Here is a 16,643-nt window from a genome sequence, read left to right as displayed (position 1 = left end):
CCGGCCGGTCAGTGGCCGGTGCGTACGAAGGCGACCGCGTCCAGCGGGACGGTGCGCCCCTCCGGGTCGGTGAAGGACACGTCCAGCCGCGCCCCGGTCCGCCGATCGCGGCGTTCGAACGTCGGTCCCGCGAGCCGGGGCGCGTGACGGTCCCCCCACTGCTGCAGCGCTCCGAGGATCACGAGTGCGTCGCGGCCCGAATCGGTCAGGTGGTACTCGTACCGGGTGCGGGCTCCGGTGTCGCGGTAGGGCCGCTTCTCGACGACGCCCGCGCCGGCGAGCGTCGCCAGCCGGGTGGTCAGCAGATTCGTGGCGATCCCCAGGCGCTGCTGGATGTCGGCGAAGCGGACGACTCCCGTGTGCAGCTCCCGCAGGATCAGCGGCGTCCACCGCTCTCCGAGGAGGGTCACCGCCCGCTCGATGGAGCACGTCATCGAGTCGGGGAGTTCGGTGGTCGTCATCGCACGCCTCGCTCGCTCGTCGCCGGTGGGATCCAGGCTAGCCCGGAAAAGCTAACTTGCAATTTTAAAGTCAGCTCTCTACCGTGGACGCCAGGACGTCGACGGATGGAGACACGATGAGGATCGAAGGATCGGTCGCGCTGGTCACGGGCGCGAACCGCGGGCTGGGACGGCGCTTCGCGGCCGCGCTGCTGGACCGTGGCGCCGCCAAGGTGTACGCGGCGGCGCGCAGGCCGGAGACGGTCGACCTGCCGGGCGTGGTGCCGCTCGCCCTGGACATCACCGACCCCGCGTCCGTCCGGGCCGCCGCCGAGCGGGCCCGCGACGTGAACCTGCTGATCAACAACGCGGGGATCTCCACGGGCTCGTCGTTCCTCGCCGGTACGCTCGACGACATCCGCCTGGAGATGGAGACGCACTACTTCGGCACGCTCGCCATGGCTCGTGAGTTCGCCCCGGTCCTGGGCCGCAACGGAGGCGGCGCGATCCTCAACGTGCTGTCGGTGCTGTCGTGGTTCACCGCACCGCAGGTGGCCGGCTACTCCGCGGCCAAGGCCGCCGCGCTGCAGCTCACCAACAGCCTCCGCCTCGAACTGAAGGAGCAGGGCACGCTCGTCACGGCGCTGCACGTCGGATACATGGACACCGACATGGCCGCCCACGTCGACGGCCCGAAGATCGACCCGGCGGAGGTCGCCGCCCAGGCCCTGCAGGGGATCGAGCAGGGGCGCTTCGAGGTGGTCGCCGACGACACGAGCCGCCAGGTGCGGGCCATGCTGTCCGGCGACGTGGCCGGCCTGTATCCGCAGCTGGTGTCCTGAACGGCGGGCACATGATCACACGCCTGCCGGGTAGGGGCGAGTGCCATGAAGAGAATCCTTCAGCTCGTCGTCACCCGCTGGCTGGCCCGTACGCCGATCGGGATGGTCGTGCTCGGCCTCGGCTGGCTCTTCATGCGCAAGCGGCGCTCGGACCAGCGGCAGCAGGCGCAGACCCAGGTGCGCCGCGCGCCGGGACGCCGGTCGGACGACGCGTACGGCCGGCGGAGGCCGGTCGCGGGCGGCCGCCGCTGACCGGCCGCCGGTCGCCCGTCAGGAGAGCGCAGCGGGGGTGCGGAACGTCTGCCGGTAGGCGAGCGGGGACACCCCGACGGCGGCGTTCAGGTGCTGCCGGAGCGAGACCGCGCTGCCGAACCCCGCCTTCCTGGCGATCGCGTCCACCGGCAGGTCGGTGGTCTCCAGCAGGCGCCGGGCGTGCGCGACTCGCTGCCCGGCGAGCCACCTGGCCGGGCTGAGGCCGGTCTCCTCCCGGAACCTCCGGGTGAAGGTCCGCACGCTCATGCGGGCGTGCGCGGCCAGGGCCGTCAGGTTGACCGGTTCCTCCAGGTGTTCCAGCATCCAGGTCCGGGTGGGGGCGGTGGTCGTCCCCGCCGGGTCGGGCAGCGGCCGCTCGATGTACTGGGCCTGGCCGCCCTCGCGGAACGGCGGCGTCACGCACCGGCGGGCGGTGCGGTTGGCCACATCGGCGCCGTGGTCGCGCCGGACCACGTGCAGGCACAGGTCGATGCCCGCCGCCACCCCGGCCGAGGTCAGCACGTCGCCGTCGTCGATGAACAGCACGTCCGGGTCGAGCCGTACGCGGGGGAAGAGGGCGCGGAAGGCCGCGGCGTTGCGCCAGTGGGTCGTCGCGGGCCGCCCGTCCAGCAGGCCGGCGGCGGCGAGAACGAAGGCGCCGGTGCAGATCGAGATCAGCCGGGCCCGTGGGGCGGCCGCCCGCAGCGCCTCCCGCACCTCCTCGTCGAGCGTGCCGTCCGTCAGCGCGCGCCCGTCGTATATGCCCGGCACCACCACCGTGTGCGCCGTCGCGAGCACGTCCAGGTCGTGGTCGGGCAGGACGCGGTAGCCCGCCCGGGTCCGCACCGGCCGGCCTCCCGGGCTGCAGGTGACGACCTCGTACAGTGCCCCGCGGTTGCGGGCGGCCAGGAACACCTGCCCGGGGATGCCCAGGTCGAGTGACGCGAAGTGGTCCAGGGCCAGTACGGCGACCCGGTGCGGGGCGGGGTGCACGGCGGGGTGCACGGCGGGAAGCATGGCCGGAAGCATGGCCGGATTCTTTCACAGGTTGACCCCCCGGCCACTGTCTCCCCCAAGGGGCGCGACGGGAGGATGCTCGCCATGAAGTCGCTACACCGTGCCTGGACAGTGGCCGCCGTCGCCTTCGTCGCGATCATCGGGGCGGCCGGCTTCCGGGCGACGCCCGGCGTGCTGATCATGCCGTTGCAGGACGAGTTCGGCTGGACGAGGGGCACCATCTCGCTGGCGGTGTCGGTCAACCTCATGCTCTACGGGCTGTGCGCGCCGTTCGCCGCGGCCCTGATGGACCGCTTCGGCATGCGCCGGGTGGTCGCCTGCGCCCTGCTTCTGGTGGCCGTCGGCAGCGGCCTCACCGTGTTCATGACCGCGAGCTGGCAGCTCGTCGCGCTCTGGGGCGTCGTGGTCGGGGCGGGCACCGGCTCGATGGCGCTCGTCTTCGCCGCCACGCTGACCGACCGCTGGTTCGTCCGGCACCGTGGCCTGGTCACGGGCGTGCTCACGGCGGGCGGCGCCACGGGGCAACTGGTCTTCCTCCCGCTGCTCGCCCACCTCGTGGAGGCGCAGGGCTGGCGCCCGGCCTCGCTCACGGTGGCCGGAGCCGCGCTCGCCGTCGTCCCCCTCGTGTGGTTCCTGCTGAGGGACACCCCCGAGGAGATCGGCCTGACCGCCTTGGGGGCCGACGCGCCGGTCGTCCGTACGCCGGGAGGCGGCGCCGCCGCGCGGGCCGTACGGGTGCTGCGGGACGCGGCGCGCACCCGGTACTTCTGGTATCTCGCCGGGGGCTTCGCCATCTGCGGCGCGAGCACCAACGGCCTGGTCGGCACCCACTTCATCCCGGCCGCCCACGACCACGGCATGCCCGAGACCGTCGCGGCCTCGCTGCTGGCCGTCATCGGGGTGTTCGACATCGCCGGCACGATCTTCTCCGGGTGGCTGAGCGACCGCGTGGACGCGCGGCTCCTGCTCGTCGTCTACTACGGCCTGCGCGGGCTGTCGCTGCTGGTCCTGCCGCAGCTCTTCGCCGCCACGACCGAGCCGAGCATGCTGGTGTTCATCGTGTTCTACGGCCTCGACTGGGTGGCCACCGTGCCGCCGACCGTCGCCCTGTGCCGCAAGATCTTCGGCGCGGACGGCGCGGTGGTGTTCGGCTGGGTCTTCGCCTCCCACCAGGTCGGCGCGGCCGTCGTCGCCACCGTGGCCGGCGTCACCCGAGACCACCTGGGGAACTACGACCTGGCGTGGTACGGCGCGGGGGTTCTGTGCCTGTTCGCGGCGCTCATGTCGTCCCGTGTCGTCACGCGTGTCCGGGACCAGCGCGAAGCTGCGATCCTTGTCGGGTGACCGAGCGCGTTCTTCCCCTGGTCGTACGTATCGAGCGGGCGGCGCCGCCGCGCCGCACCGACGCGCTGGAGGCGGCGGCGACCGCCGTGCCGCGACTGCTCGACCACGCCGAGAACGCGGACGAGTGGGGCGAGGAGATCGCCGAGTGGCAGGACGGCCGGATCAGGAAGGTGGTCAGGCGGGCCCGCGGGGCCGAGTGGCGGCGGGCGCTCGCCCTGCCCGGGATCACCGTCACGGTGCGCACGGCCGAGGTGCGGGTGCATCCGCCGGTGCCGCTGGACGACTGGCCGCGTGACCTCGCCCGGCTCCAGGTGTCGGGCACCGATCTGGCGGACGACGCCGTTCCGCCGGAGCCCGACCCGGATGACGTGGTGCTCTGGGTCAACCCCCGGCTGACGATGACGGCGGGCAAGGCGATGGCCCAGGCGGGCCACGGCGCGCAGTTCGCGTGGTGGGGCGCGGGCGAGGCGGACAGGGCGGCCTGGCGCGGCCGCGGCTTCGCCGTACGCGTCCGCACGGCGGGCCCGGACCGGTGGGACGCGCTGGCCGGGAGCGGCCTGCCGGTGGTCCGGGACGCCGGGTTCACGGAGATCGAACCCGGCTCGGCGACGGTCGTCGCGGACGCCCCCTGGCTGCGGGCGGGCGTTCCCGAAGTGTGATGGGGAAGGCACCCGAAAAACCGGGATATGCCGTACGCTCCCGATCGTGTCACCTGGGGACTATGGGACGAAGGCCGTGCCCTCCTACATAGCGGCCGAGGCCGAGACCACGCCACTGCCGAAGATCACGGTCCCGCCGCCGCCGGCGCCGGCGACGAACTCCGGAAAGAGCCTCGGGGACCTGCCGATGCGGGTGGTCTACCGGGCGGTCGCCGTGGCCGCGGGGGTCGGCATCCTGGGCGCGAGCGTCGCCTTCGCCGTGCTCGGCCGGGGCACTCCCGCCCCGGCCGCCGTACGCGCCCCGGCCGCCCAGGGAGTCACTCAGCAGGCGGCGGCGGCAAGCGGTGTGGCAGGCGGCGCCGCGATCGGCACGGCGACCAGCGCGGCGACCGGCGTGGCGACCGGCGCGGTGGCCACGCCCGGCCTGAGCCCGCTGCCCAGTGCCAGTTCGCTCAGTGCCAGCCCACTCAGCGCCAGCCCGGAGCCCTCGTCCGGCCCGGTCGACACCGCGATGGCGGCGGCCCTGCACGACCCCCGGGTGCCGACCCTGCCGGCGAACGAGCGCAAGCTGCGCCGCCTGCACGGTCATCCGGCTCACATCCGCGGCCTGGTCAAGGACCGGCGTTCCGGCGTCGCCCTGCCGCGCTTCACCAAGTCGTGGACGCTCGCCAAGGCGAGCCCGTTCGCCTCCCGGCAGGTGCTGCCGAAGGTCAAGGGCATGTCGTACCGGGGCCTGCTGGTCTCCTGCCCGGTGCCGATCCCGCAGCAGGAGACGCTGCGCGACACGGCCTTCCTGGCCGCGCGGTGGACGCTCAACCACCATCCGTCCGGCGCGACGATCACCTGGACGGCCTCCCAGCCGATGAAGGCGGGCAAGCGGAAGGGCTGGCTGCTGGGCTACACCGTGCACTACACGGTGAAGGGCAAGAAGCGGACCTCCGCGGCGGCGCTGGCCCTCGTGGACGTTCCGGACAGGAAGCCCGCCGTCGTGTTCGTCACGATCCCCGACAGCCAGAAGAAGCGCTGGCGCGACATCAACGCGGTGATGTCCTCCGTGAAGGCGCTCTGACTCAGCGGGAGCGCGGGCGCCGCCACAGGCGGCCGGTCAGGAGCACGGCCACCGCCAGCCCGGCCGTGGTGAGAGCGCCGCCCTCGCCGACCATCCAGGCCGACCTGTCGTGCGTCGAGGTCATCGCCTCGGCCACGAAGTACAGCGACGCGTTCACCGTGGCATGGAACACCAGGACGGGCCAGATGCTCCGGGTGCGCAGCCGCAGCCACACGAGCGGGAAGGCCAGCGTGACCGTCTGGAGCGTGAACATCAGCATCGCGTACGGCACCGCCACGCCCTCTTCCACCGCCCCCGGCACGAACAGCATCAGCGGGTAGTGGAAGGCGGCCCAGGCCAGGCCGAGGATCACCGCCGTCGTGGCCGGGCTCCTGCGCGCGGCGAGCCTCATGACCAGCAGGGAGCTCCAGCCGAGCTGCTCGCCGAGCGCCAGGGCGACGAACGGCACCACACCGGGAACGAGGCCGAGCAGCACGCCGAGCGCCGGATGCAGCCCGGTGGACGCGGCGAGGTTACCCGGGTCGAAGCGGGCGGCGCCGGTCAGCCAGGCCGTGCCGTACGCGAGGCCGACGCCGAGGACGGGAACGGCCCAGGCGGCGGCGAGCGTGCGCCAGGGCACCCGGTGGAAACCCCAGTCCACGGCGCGGACACCCCCGGCGGCCAGGCACGCGACGAGCGCGGCGAGCGCGGGCATGAACGCCTGGCCGTACATGGCGATCTGGGTCCCGATGGGAGCGTCGCCGATCCTGTCGAGGTCGGCGCCCTGCGATACGGCGAGGGCGACGACGGGCAGCACGAGGGCGGCCAGGGTGAGGCCGTAGACCCCGAGCCGCGGCTCGCGGGCGGCGGGAGCGGCGGTCTCGGTGCCGGTGCCGATGACGGTTGACGTGTTCGTTCGCATGGGCCGATTCCAGCGTCCCGGCGGTCCCGCCCGCCTGAGGGTGAGGTCCCGTTCCGTCCCGTGCGACGGACCTGGGCGGGGTCCCGGATGGGACGGGACCCGGGTCCCATTCCCCTCCGTGCGCATAATGTCCAATGATGTCCTGATGCGAAGCGGTGCGTGGCCCCGAGGGCTCTGGGCGATTCCTGTCCTGTGCGGGGCGGCCGTCGTCGCCGGCGTCGCGCTGACCGCGGCCGCGCCCGCGCCGGACACCACCTATCTGGTGCTCGACGCGGTCGCCGGCCTGACCTGCCCGGCGGTGGGCGTGCTGATCCTCTCGCGGTGGCGGCGGCATCCCGTCGGCCGGCTGTTCTGTCTCAGTGGCGCCGGGCTGGCCCTCCAGGCACTTTCCGGGGGATACGCCGCGTACGCCCAGCCGCACGGGCTGCCCGGCGCCCTGGCAGCCGCGTGGGTGACGAACTGGGTGTTCTTCACCGGCTTCGGGCCGCTCCTGCTGCTGCCCATGCTGCTGCCCGACGGACGGCTGCCGTCGCCGCGCTGGCGACCGGTCCTGGTCGCGGCCGTCGCCGGGATGGCGGTGCTCCAGGTCATGCTCATGCTCCGGGACCGCATCTGGGTCTGGGGGCGGGAGGTGCCCAGCTCGTTCGGGTTCGTCCCCACGAAGCCCGCGGCGGAGGTCGCGTTCGGCGTGGTGGCGCTCGGGCTGGCCGCGTCGGGGATGGCGGCGCTGGCCACACGGGTCACCCGATCCGACGACAGGCGACGTCTCCTGCCGGTGTTCGCGGCCGTCGTCGCGGTGGGGCTCGCGGTGGCCGCCGACACGCTGCTGCCGCCGGATCCCCCCGTGGGCGTGTGGCTGCTGGCCGTGGCACTGCCGCTGTTCCCCGCGGCCACGGCGGTCTCGATCTTCCGCTACCGGTTGTTCGACATCGAGGTGCTGATCCGGCGCACCGTCGTGTACGCGCTGGTCACGGTCACGCTGCTGGGGGCTTACCTGGTCACCGTGGCCACGATCGGCACGCTCCTGCGGGCCGGGACCGGGGTGGTCGAGCCGCTGGCCGCCACCGCCGTCGTCGCGGTGGCGTTCGCACCTGCTCGGGACGCCGCGCAGCGGGCCGTCGGCCGTCTGCTGTTCGGCAACCGGGGCGACCCCGCGGCCGCGTTGTCCCTGCTCGGCCAGCGCCTCGAGTCGTCGGCCGACCCGACGCGGCTGCTCGAACGTGCGGCGGAGACCGTGGCGCACACCCTGCGGCTGCCCGCGGTCGCCGTGCTCGCCGCCGACGGCACACCGGTCTGCGCGGAGGGCGGTGTGCCCGGCGACGGCGTACGGCTGCCGCTCGTGGTGGGCGGACGCGTGGAGGGGGAGCTGCGCGCGGCTCCCCGGTCGCCGGGCGAGGCCCTGTCGGCGGCGGACCTGGCGGTGCTCGACGACCTCGCCCGCCAGCTCGCGGTCGCCCTCGCGGCCGTTCGGCTCGCCAGGGAGGTGCAGGCGTCGCGGGAGCGGCTGGTCATCGCCAGGGAGGAGGAACGGCGCAGGCTCCGCCGTGACCTCCACGACGGTCTCGGGCCCGGCCTCGCCGCCATCGGCGTACGGCTCGACGTGATAGAGGCCACCGCCGCGGGGGTGTCGCCGGCCGTGCGGTCGTCGCTGGCGGAGGTCGGGCAGCTCGTCCGGGGGCTCGTCGGGGACGTGCGGAGGATCGTCCACGACCTGCGCCCGCCGGCGCTCGACGAGCTCGGGCTGGCCGGAGCCCTGGAGGACCTGGCCCTGGAGACGGAGGAGACCGCGCAGGGCGGCCCCGCGGTCAGGGTCCGGGTGCCGGAGCCGCTTCCCGAGCTGCGGGCCGCCGTCGAGGTGGCGGCCTACCGCATCGCCCAGGAGGCGCTGGCCAACGCACTGCGGCACGCGCAGGCCCGGACCATCGAGATCGTCGCGCGGATCGAGCGGGGCGGGCTGCTCCTGCGGGTCCGTGACGACGGCCGGGGGCTGCCCGAACCGCTCGTCGAGGGCGTGGGGTCGGGCAGCATGAGGGAGCGCGCCGTGGAACTCGGCGGCGTGCTGCGCAGGACGTCCGCCTCCGGGGCGGGCACGACAGTGGAGGCGGTGCTGCCGCTGTGATGAACTCCGAGGCCGATCCGGAGACCGCCGAGCCGATACGCGTCCTGCTGGTGGACGACCACCCGCTGCTGCGGCACGGCCTGCGGACGCTGCTGGAACAGGTCGGCGGCGCCGAGGTGGTGGGCGAAGCCGGGGACGGCGAGGAGGCCGTCGCCCTCGCCCTGTCGCTGCGCCCCGACGTGGTCGTGATGGACCTGGTGATGCCGGGCACCTCGGGGATCGAGGCCACCCGCCGGCTGATCGACCGCGAGCCCGCCCTCGGCGTGCTCGTGCTGACGATGAGCGAGGACGACGCGTCGGTGTTCGCCGCCCTGCGGGCGGGCGCGCGCGGCTACGTCCTGAAGGGCACGGGCGGGGCGGAGTTCATCGCCGCCGTGCGGTCCGTCGCCCGGGGGGAGGCCGTGTACGGCCCCGCCGTGGCCCGGCGCATCCGCAGGTTCCTGGCGTCCGGCCCGGACGTCACGCCCTTCCCCGAGCTGACCGCCAGGGAACGCGGTGTTCTCGACCTGCTCGCGTCCGGCAAGTCGAACGCGGAGATCGCCCGCGCCCTGTTCCTCAGCCAGAAGACCGTGAAGAACCACCTGACGTCCGTCTTCGCCAAGCTCCAGGTGGCCGACCGGGCGCAGGCCGTGGTGCGCGCCCGCCGCGCGGGCCTCGGCGAGTGAGCGGTGGGGACGGCCGGGCTCAGCATTCGGCGAGGACGATCACGGAGTCACCCGGGGTGAACGTCACCGCCCGGGACCGGTCCGGGTTGAGCACGACGCCGTAGTGGGGCGGCTCCCCGGACTTCGCCGCCACGCGGTAGCCGATCGCGGTCTCGCCACGGCGCAGGGCCGACTCCACGATCGTGCGGAAGGCGACGGGCCGGCCGGTCGTCACGTAGTCCTCCACGGGCCGGGGATAGACCTCCGAGCCCGCGGCGTCGAAGAGGTAGCCGAAGACCTCGGCGAGGTGCGGGCTCTCGGCGAGCTGAGCGAGCAGCAGGCCGATGACGGTGTCGCTGATCACGATGTCGTCGGCCTCGGTGACCTCGGCGAGCGCCCGGTTGTTCTCGTCGTGCATCTCGCTCACGATCGAGTACTTCTCCCCGAGGGTCGCCTGCATGTCCCGCAGCTGCAGCAGCGTCATCAGCGTCCGGTTGTCGGCGTGGCGGGGATCGTACCGGTCGTCGGAGAGCACGATGACGTGCTGGTAGACACCGACGCCGAGGGACTCCAGGGCGTACCTGTCGGTGCCGTCGCACTCCTTGACGTTCACCGTGAGGTTGCGCAGGTCCGCCAGGCCGGCGCCGGCGTCCGGATGGTCGCCGGCGACGTCGAGCACCGACCCGCGGGTCACGTAGCCGTCCAGGTAGCGGATGATCCGCTCGGCCCGGCCGTTCCAGCCGAGCATCAGGGTCCGCTCGGGGGCCGGCTCCGGGGCCGTCGCGGGGACGATGTGCCGTTCGTCCGCGGGAGCCGTTCCGTTCGCCAGGCGGATGAGCGAGTCGTCCTGGGCGAGCACGATGATCTCGTCGGACGTCCCGATCACCGTGTCCGGCGGCGGGTTGAGCACCACACCGCCGGGCGCGCGCAGGCCGAGGACGGTCGCGGTCGCGTACGCGTCGAGGGCCTGGCCGTACGACCTGCCGGCGAGGGCGGGATCGCGGCGCAGGTAGATCTCACCGCCGTCGAAGTTCAGCAGATCCATGCAGACGACGGACACGCCGGACTGCCGGGACGACTGCACGATCAGCCGCGCGGCGATGTCGTCGCTGTCGACCAGGTGGACGCCGGGCCCTCCGGCCAGCCGGGCGGCGGCCATGTTCCGAGAGGAGGCGATGGCGGCGACCACCGGAGGATGCTCGCCCGCCCGCTTGGCCAGCGCGAGCAGGGTCTTGATGACGTGCGCGTCCGGGTCTTCCGTCTCGGGGGACAGCACCACGATCGTTCGCGCGGTGCTCAGGCTCAGCAGGTCGAGGTCGGCCGGCTCGGTGGGCCGGCCGGTGCGGCACACCAGGCGCGTCCTGCCCGTGTCGCCCACCCGGGCCCGGATCGCGTCCTCCATGGCCGGCTTGTCCCTGTCGGCCAGGATCGCGATGACCGAGCCGTGCTGGCTGGCGTGCGCCTTCGTGAGTTCGGAGACGATCGTGTAGAGCTGCTCGGACCAGCCGAGGATGACGGTGTGGCCGCTCTCGATGACGCGGGAGCGGCCCTTGCGCAGCTCCTCGATCTTGCCGCGTAGACCGGCGGAGAGCACGCCCACGAGGATGCTCACGATGAAGATGCCGCCGAGGGACGCGCCCAGCATGATCGCGAGGAAGGGCGCGGTGCCGGCGTCTCCGGCGATCTTGCCCGGGCTGAGGGCGTGCATGAGCGACAGCCACAGCACCCCGGGCCAGCCGTCGTGCCGGAGTGCCTCGTCGGGGACGAGCCACATCGTCAGCGCGCTGACCACCACGATGAGCGCCAGCGACACCAGGGCCAGCCAGCCGATGAGGGCGGTCGTGCCCTTGGACATGGTGTTGTCGAACCAGTAGCGCGCACGCTCTTTGACCGTGGCTTTTGACACCGGCATCCCCCGCATGTGATCGGTAAACGTCAGACATAGTAGAAGCGACTAGGCTTCGTCGTGTGACGGAACTGGTGCTCGCCTCGGCCTCGCCCGCCCGCCTCGGTGTGCTGAGGGCGGCCGGACTGGACCCGAAGGTCATCGTCAGCGGGGTCGACGAGGACGCGATCACGGCCGCCACTCCCGAGGAGCTCTGCCTGAAGCTGGCCGTGGCCAAGGCCGTCGCGGTGTCGCTGACCCTCGGCGACGGCATCGTGATCGGCTGCGACTCGGTGCTCGAACTCGACGGCGTCGCGTACGGCAAGCCGGGGACGCCGGAGGAGGCGGTGCGCCGCTGGCACATGATGCGGGGCAGGACCGGCCGGCTGCTGACCGGCCACTGCGTCAAGGACGTGGCCGCGGGACGCACGCGGTCCGAGGTGGCCGCGACCGTGGTGCGGTTCGGCACGCCGTCGGACGAGGAGATCGGCACGTACGTCGCGAGCGGTGAGCCGCTGCGGGTGGCGGGGGCGTTCACCCTCGACGGACTGGGCGGCTGGTTCGTGGAGGGCATCGAGGGCGACCACGGCAACGTGCTCGGCATCTCGCTTCCGCTGATCCGCCGCCTGCTCGCCGATCTCGGCGTGCCGGTGACGAGCCTTTGGCGCTAGCCTGCCCGCCATGAGTGGCAACGAGCGGCCCGCCGGGCGGCGTGGCGTCGGCGGTTTCGCCGAGGGGATCGGCTTCTGCTTCCGTGGGCTCGGATGGGTGGCCCGGCATCCCGGCTGGTGGTTGTTCGGGCTGATCCCGGCCCTGATCGCGCTCGCGCTCTACATCGTGGCGCTGGTGTGGCTGGGCACGCACGCCACCGATGTCGCGGCCTGGGTGACGCCGTTCGCCGACGACTGGGGCTGGCGGGACACGTTCCGCGCGCTGGTCGGCTTCATGATCTTCGTGGTGGGGCTCGCGCTCTCCGTGCTGACGTTCACCGCCGTCACCCTCGTGATCGGCGACCCGTTCTACGAGAAGCTCTCGGAGAAGGTCGAGGAGGACCTGGGCGGGCTTCCTGGGGGCGACCTGCCCTTCTGGTCGTCGCTGTTCCGGTCGGTCCGCGACAGCCTCGTGACGCTGTGGTACGTCCTGCTGTTCACGGTGCCGCTGTTCGTGCTCGGGTTCGTGCCGGTCGTGGGCCAGACCGTGGTGCCCGTGGTCGGCGCGTTCGTCTCCGGGTTCTTCCTCACGGTCGAGCTGACCGCCCTCGCCATGGAGCGGCGGGGCCTGCGGCGCAAGGAGCGCTTCGCCCTGCTCCGCGCGAACCTGCCGGTCACGCTCGGGTTCGGCGTGCCGCTCTTCCTCTCGTTCATGGTGCCGCTCGTGAGCGTGGTCGCGATGCCGGGCGCCGTCGCCGGCGCCGCCATGCTCGTCCGCCTCCGGCTCGCGCCGGCGCCCGCACCGGAAGACCAGGCATCAGGAGGTCGGGTGCCGGGAGGTCAGGCCAGGGACACGAGACCGGCGTAGCCGGCGTTCCACATGTCCTCGGCCCCGTCGGGCAGCAGCAGGACGCGGTCGGGACGCAGGGCCTCCACGGCCTTCTCGTCGTGGGTCACCATCACGACGGCGCCCTGGTAGGAGGCGACCGCCGCCAGCACCTCGTCCCGTGACGCCGGGTCGAGGTTGTTGGTGGGCTCGTCGAGCAGCAGCACGTTGGCCTGCGAGCTGACCAGGGTGGCGAGCGCCAGACGGGTCTTCTCGCCGCCGGACAGCACGCCCGCGGGCTTACCCGCGTCGTCCCCCGCGAACAGGAACGAGCCGAGGATCCGGCGCACCTCGCCGTCGCCCAGGTGCGGCGCGGCGGCGGCGAGGTTCTGGGCGACGGTGCGCGCCGGGTCGAGGGTGTCGTGCTCCTGCGCGAAGTAGCCCAGCCGCAGACCGGGCCCGTGCACCACGCGGCCTGAGTCGGGGCGCTCCCGCCCGGCCAGGATTTTCAGCAGCGTGGTCTTGCCCGCGCCGTTGAGACCGAGCACGACGAGCCGGCTGCCCCGGTCCACGGCCAGGTCCACGCCGGTCAGCACCCGCAGGTCGCCGTACGCCTTGGCCAGGCTGATCGCGCCGAGCGGGGTGCGGCCGCAGGGGGCGGGCTCGGGCAGCCGGATGCGGGCGACCTTCTCGGCGCGGCGGACCGGCTCCACCGCGGCCAGCATGCGGTCGGCCCGGCGCGCCATCTCCTTGGCCCGCACGGCCGTCGACTTGCCGGCGCGCATCCTGTCGGCCTGGGCGTGCAGCGCGGCGGCCTTGCGTTCTGCGACCGCCCGCTGCCGGGCGCGCCCGCGCTCGGCGGCGTCACGGTCGGCCAGATAGGTGCGCCAGCCGGTGTTGTGCACCTCCAGCGCGGCCCGGTCGGCGTCGAGGCGCCAGATCCTGTTCACGGTGTCGTCGAGCAGCGCGGTGTCATGGCTGATCAGGACCAGCCCGCCGGTCCGGCTCGCGAGGAACGACCGCAGCCAGGCCACGGAGTCGGCGTCCAGGTGGTTGGTGGGCTCGTCGAGCAGCAGCGTGCCCTGCCCGGCGAACAGGGTGCGGGCGAGTTCGACGCGGCGGCGCTGCCCGCCGGACAGGGTGCCGACCGGCTGGGTCATGACCCGGTCGGGCAGGCCGAGCCCGGCGGCGATGCGGGCGGCCTCGGCCTGCGCGGCGTATCCGCCGCGGGCCTCGAACTCCGCCTCGGCCCGGACGTACCGCCGCATCGCCCGCTTCTGGTCGGCGGGGTCGGCCAGGGCCGCCCCGGCGGCGCGCAGCGCGCGCTCGGCCTCGTCGAGGCCGCGGGCCGACAGGATGCGGGCGGCGACGGAGAGGGACGGATCGGCGGTCGCGGGATCCTGCGGGAGATAGCCGACCTCCCCGGTCCGGGTGATGGTGCCCGCGACCGGCTGCAGTTCGCCGGCCAGGGTCTTCAGCAGGGTGGTCTTGCCCGCGCCGTTGCGGCCGACCAGGCCGACGCGGTCGCCGGGGGCGACGTGGGCGCTGACGTCCGACAGCAGGAGACGGGCGCCGACGCGCACGTCGACACCGCGAAGGGTGATCATTTGTTGACGCTCCGGAGAAACTCGAGGACACACGGGTGGCGTGGAAGCGGGTGTCCGAGCTAAGAGATCCGGGGCAGAGACATGGCGCCGAGCGTAGGCCGAGTGCCCGGCCCGGTGCCAACGGTTTTCCGGCTGCCGGGTTGTCCACAGGGGACGGCTGTCCCCAGAACGCGCTTCGGCCGTCTTGGGGGCGCGACGGTCCGGAGAGGCTGTCCGCCATGACGACTCCGAAGCTCGTGCTCTCGACCCCGGCGGACATCCTCTCCGCCGTGCCCTACCTCGTCGGTTTCCACCCGTCCGACAGCCTCGTGGTGACCGGGTCCACCGGCCCGGAGGTGCGGCTGACGACGCGGTGGGACCTCCCGGCCGATCCCCGGGACATCGACCGGCTGGTCCCGCTGCTCCGCCGTGAGGCGGTGACCTCCGCGTTCCTCGTCGGGTACGGCCCGGGCGCCCTCGTGACCCCCGTCGTCGACGAGGTGACCCGGCTCCTGCGGGCCGGGGACATCCGGGTGACGGAGAGCCTGCGCGCCGAGGGCGGGCGCTACTGGTCCTACTCCTGCACGGGCGCGGCCTGCTGCCCCGCGGAGGGCACGCCGTACGACACCGGCGGCAGCCGGGTGGCGGCCACGGCCGTGATGCACGGGCTGGTCGCGCTGCCCGACCGGGGCAGCCTGCGCCGCTCCGTCCAGCCGTCCGGCGGGACGCGGATGCGGCAGGCCACGCTCCGCGTCACGGCGGCCCTGCGCACGCGCCTCGCGGCCCTCGATGCGGCGACTGCGGCGGAGAGCGAGGCGGCGACGGACCTGGATGAGGAGGCCGCGCGGTTCGTCGGCGACGCGCTGGAGCGGGTGCGCGCCGCGATCGGCCTGTACGCCTCGGGGGGCAGGCTGGGCGACGAGGAGGCCGCGCGGCTCGGGCTGGACCTCGCCGTGGTCCGGGTGCGGGACGAGGCGTGGGCGCTGATCGACGACCGGGACGCGCATCTGGCGTTGTGGCGTGACCTCACCCGGCGGCTGGAGCCGGGCCACGCCGCTCCCGCGGCCTCGCTGCTGGCGGCGGCCGCGTGGCAGCGGGGGGAGTGCGCGCTGGCCGGCATGGCGCTGGAGCGGGCCCTCGACGCCGATCCGGGCTACTCGATGGCGCTCCTGCTGCGGCAGGCGCTGACACACATGATGTCCCCCGCCATGCTCCGCGACCGCATGCCCACTCCCGAGGAACTCGACGACGAGATGGGCGCCCCGAGAGCGGTCTGGCTCGCGCCGCTGCGCGCGCTGCTGGCCCCGGCTCAGACCGGGTCGCTGTCCTGAGCCTGACGACGGCGCTCGTTGTAGGCGCGCATCCGCGCGGGATACCCGGTGAGCTGCACGTCGTAGACCGGCAGGGCGAGATCTCTGGCGACCTTGGCGATGACGGCGGGCGACCCGACGCGGCGGCGGGTCCACTCCCCGTCGTGGGCCACGGCCACCGCCGTGGTGTCGGTGGCGAAGGTCTCGGGCTCGACGTAGAACTCCACGCCACGGCGGGTCTTGGCGAACTCGATGAGCGCCTCGATGTCGGCGTCGGTCGCCTCGCGGTCGAACTTGGCCACGCGGAGGCCGCGCCGCCGCCGGAGCCCGTAACGATCTCGCCATCTCATAGTGCTTGTATACCGCGTCGCAGATCACGATGGCGTTAAGGGAACGGTCTCGGGGCCATGTCGGGGATGTCCCTGATGCCGGGGCCGCCTCTCCGGAGCAGGATGGAGGCAGACTTGAGACAAGCCGAGCAGGCCGTCGACGGAAGGCGATGTTTGTGATGCCCGCGACAGCGACACCACCGTGGCAGGGCCGCCCGGCCCCGATGCCGCACCCTCAGTTGCGCGTGACGAACCAGGACCGTGAGCAGGTGGTCGAGCACGTCAAGGCGGCCTACGCCGAGGGCAGGCTCGACAAGCACGAGATGGACGAGCGGCTGGACCGGGCGATGACCGCCCGCACCCACGCCGACCTCGCGCCGATCATGAACGACCTGTACGGCGCCCGGCCGGCGTACGTGCCCCGGCCGCCCGCGTACACCGGCCGCGCCTCCGCCCTGGAGGGGGGCGACCGGGCCGGAGCGGCGGCCTCGCACCTGTTCGCGCTGGCGGGCTTCTTCGTCATCGGCCCGCTGCTGATGATGGTGACGGCGGGCCGCACGTCCCCCTACATCAGGCGGCACGCGGTGGAGGCGCTCAACTTCCACCTCACCGTGCTCGGCGCGACCGTCCTGCTGCCGTTCACCGTCATCGGGGTCGTGCTGGTGCCGGTGGTCTGGGTCCTCGGGCTGGTCCTGTCCGTCGTCGGCGGGGTGTCGGCCATCGCCGACACCGAGTTCCGCTATCCCCTGACGGTCCGCCTCGTCAAGTAG

Annotated in this window: 17 protein-coding genes; 11 read left to right on the top strand and 6 right to left on the bottom strand. The window is 73.4% G+C overall.

The window, feature by feature from the left end; translation table 11 throughout:
• Positions 1–8: 8 nt before the first annotated feature.
• On the bottom strand, positions 9–461 hold the full coding sequence (locus tag HHX33_RS23960; RefSeq protein ID WP_182876586.1) for a winged helix-turn-helix transcriptional regulator: 453 nt from the start codon (positions 459–461) through the stop codon (positions 9–11).
• Positions 462–577: 116 nt separating this feature from the next.
• Between HHX33_RS23960 and HHX33_RS23955 the strand changes: the two genes are divergently transcribed.
• Both HHX33_RS23955 and HHX33_RS23950 read left to right on the top strand, forming a co-directional pair.
• Positions 578–1,282 carry an SDR family oxidoreductase gene (locus HHX33_RS23955; protein ID WP_182876585.1) on the top strand — a complete coding sequence of 235 codons (705 nt, stop codon included), beginning with the start codon at positions 578–580 and terminating at the stop codon, positions 1,280–1,282.
• 45 nt (positions 1,283–1,327) lie between these two features.
• Positions 1,328–1,534: a DUF6203 family protein gene (locus tag HHX33_RS23950; protein ID WP_111697915.1), complete on the top strand. Its 207-nt coding sequence runs from the start codon at positions 1,328–1,330 to the stop codon at positions 1,532–1,534.
• Between the two features lie 18 nt (positions 1,535–1,552).
• Here HHX33_RS23950 and HHX33_RS23945 read toward each other — a convergent pair whose 3' ends face one another.
• A complete protein-coding gene (locus HHX33_RS23945) occupies positions 1,553–2,551 on the bottom strand; it encodes a GlxA family transcriptional regulator (RefSeq protein WP_182876584.1) in 999 nt (332 codons plus the stop codon).
• 84 nt (positions 2,552–2,635) lie between these two features.
• Here HHX33_RS23945 and HHX33_RS23940 point away from each other — a divergent pair, with 84 nt between their 5' ends.
• From HHX33_RS23940 to HHX33_RS23930, 3 genes are read left to right on the top strand one after another with little or no spacing between them, the layout of a single operon-like run.
• Positions 2,636–3,895: an MFS transporter gene (locus tag HHX33_RS23940; protein WP_220502136.1), complete on the top strand. Its 1,260-nt coding sequence runs from the start codon at positions 2,636–2,638 to the stop codon at positions 3,893–3,895.
• The gene (locus tag HHX33_RS23935; RefSeq protein WP_310741498.1) at positions 3,892–4,554 is read left to right on the top strand and encodes a peptidyl-tRNA hydrolase; all 663 of its coding nucleotides are present in this window, start codon (positions 3,892–3,894) and stop codon (positions 4,552–4,554) included. The genes HHX33_RS23940 and HHX33_RS23935 overlap by 4 nt, the downstream gene beginning before the upstream one ends.
• A gap of 46 nt (positions 4,555–4,600) precedes the next feature.
• Positions 4,601–5,623, top strand: coding sequence for a hypothetical protein (locus HHX33_RS23930; protein ID WP_182876581.1), 1,023 nt, complete (start codon positions 4,601–4,603; stop codon positions 5,621–5,623).
• A gap of 1 nt (position 5,624) precedes the next feature.
• Here HHX33_RS23930 and HHX33_RS23925 read toward each other — a convergent pair whose 3' ends face one another.
• The gene (locus tag HHX33_RS23925; RefSeq protein WP_182876580.1) at positions 5,625–6,524 is read right to left on the bottom strand and encodes a CPBP family intramembrane glutamic endopeptidase; all 900 of its coding nucleotides are present in this window, start codon (positions 6,522–6,524) and stop codon (positions 5,625–5,627) included.
• Between the two features lie 145 nt (positions 6,525–6,669).
• Here HHX33_RS23925 and HHX33_RS23920 point away from each other — a divergent pair, with 145 nt between their 5' ends.
• Positions 6,670–8,643, top strand: a complete 1,974-nt coding sequence (locus tag HHX33_RS23920) for a sensor histidine kinase (protein WP_182876579.1) — start codon at positions 6,670–6,672, stop codon at positions 8,641–8,643.
• Positions 8,643–9,308, top strand: a complete 666-nt coding sequence (locus HHX33_RS23915) for a response regulator transcription factor (RefSeq protein ID WP_182876607.1) — start codon at positions 8,643–8,645, stop codon at positions 9,306–9,308. The genes HHX33_RS23920 and HHX33_RS23915 overlap by 1 nt, the downstream gene beginning before the upstream one ends.
• Positions 9,309–9,327: 19 nt before the next feature.
• Here HHX33_RS23915 and HHX33_RS23910 read toward each other — a convergent pair whose 3' ends face one another.
• Positions 9,328–11,193: a CASTOR/POLLUX-related putative ion channel gene (locus tag HHX33_RS23910; RefSeq protein ID WP_182876578.1), complete on the bottom strand. Its 1,866-nt coding sequence runs from the start codon at positions 11,191–11,193 to the stop codon at positions 9,328–9,330.
• A gap of 62 nt (positions 11,194–11,255) precedes the next feature.
• Here HHX33_RS23910 and HHX33_RS23905 point away from each other — a divergent pair, with 62 nt between their 5' ends.
• Both HHX33_RS23905 and HHX33_RS23900 read left to right on the top strand, forming a co-directional pair.
• A complete protein-coding gene (locus tag HHX33_RS23905) occupies positions 11,256–11,843 on the top strand; it encodes a Maf family protein (RefSeq protein WP_111697921.1) in 588 nt (195 codons plus the stop codon).
• A 10-nt stretch (positions 11,844–11,853) separates the two neighbouring features.
• Positions 11,854–12,690: an EI24 domain-containing protein gene (locus HHX33_RS23900; protein ID WP_182876577.1), complete on the top strand. Its 837-nt coding sequence runs from the start codon at positions 11,854–11,856 to the stop codon at positions 12,688–12,690.
• On the opposite strand, the gene HHX33_RS23895 is transcribed toward HHX33_RS23900, so the two are convergent.
• Positions 12,663–14,255 (bottom strand): ABC-F family ATP-binding cassette domain-containing protein, encoded by a 1,593-nt coding sequence (locus HHX33_RS23895; protein ID WP_182876576.1) that lies wholly within the window; start codon positions 14,253–14,255, stop codon positions 12,663–12,665. The genes HHX33_RS23900 and HHX33_RS23895 overlap by 28 nt on opposite strands.
• A 218-nt stretch (positions 14,256–14,473) precedes the next feature.
• Here HHX33_RS23895 and HHX33_RS23890 point away from each other — a divergent pair, with 218 nt between their 5' ends.
• On the top strand, positions 14,474–15,565 hold the full coding sequence (locus HHX33_RS23890) for a DUF4192 domain-containing protein (protein ID WP_182876575.1): 1,092 nt from the start codon (positions 14,474–14,476) through the stop codon (positions 15,563–15,565).
• Here HHX33_RS23890 and HHX33_RS23885 read toward each other — a convergent pair.
• The gene (locus tag HHX33_RS23885) at positions 15,544–15,894 is read right to left on the bottom strand and encodes a hypothetical protein (protein WP_138462612.1); all 351 of its coding nucleotides are present in this window, start codon (positions 15,892–15,894) and stop codon (positions 15,544–15,546) included. The two genes, HHX33_RS23890 and HHX33_RS23885, sit on opposite strands and share 22 nt — an antisense overlap.
• A gap of 224 nt (positions 15,895–16,118) precedes the next feature.
• Here HHX33_RS23885 and HHX33_RS23880 point away from each other — a divergent pair, with 224 nt between their 5' ends.
• Positions 16,119–16,643, top strand: a complete 525-nt coding sequence (locus tag HHX33_RS23880; protein WP_244302322.1) for a DUF1707 and DUF4870 domain-containing protein — start codon at positions 16,119–16,121, stop codon at positions 16,641–16,643.

This window comes from Microbispora sp. H10670, assembly GCF_014161385.1.
Classification (GTDB): Bacteria; Actinomycetota; Actinomycetes; order Streptosporangiales; family Streptosporangiaceae; genus Microbispora; species Microbispora triticiradicis.
This window is presented reverse-complemented; position numbering and strand designations above follow the sequence as displayed.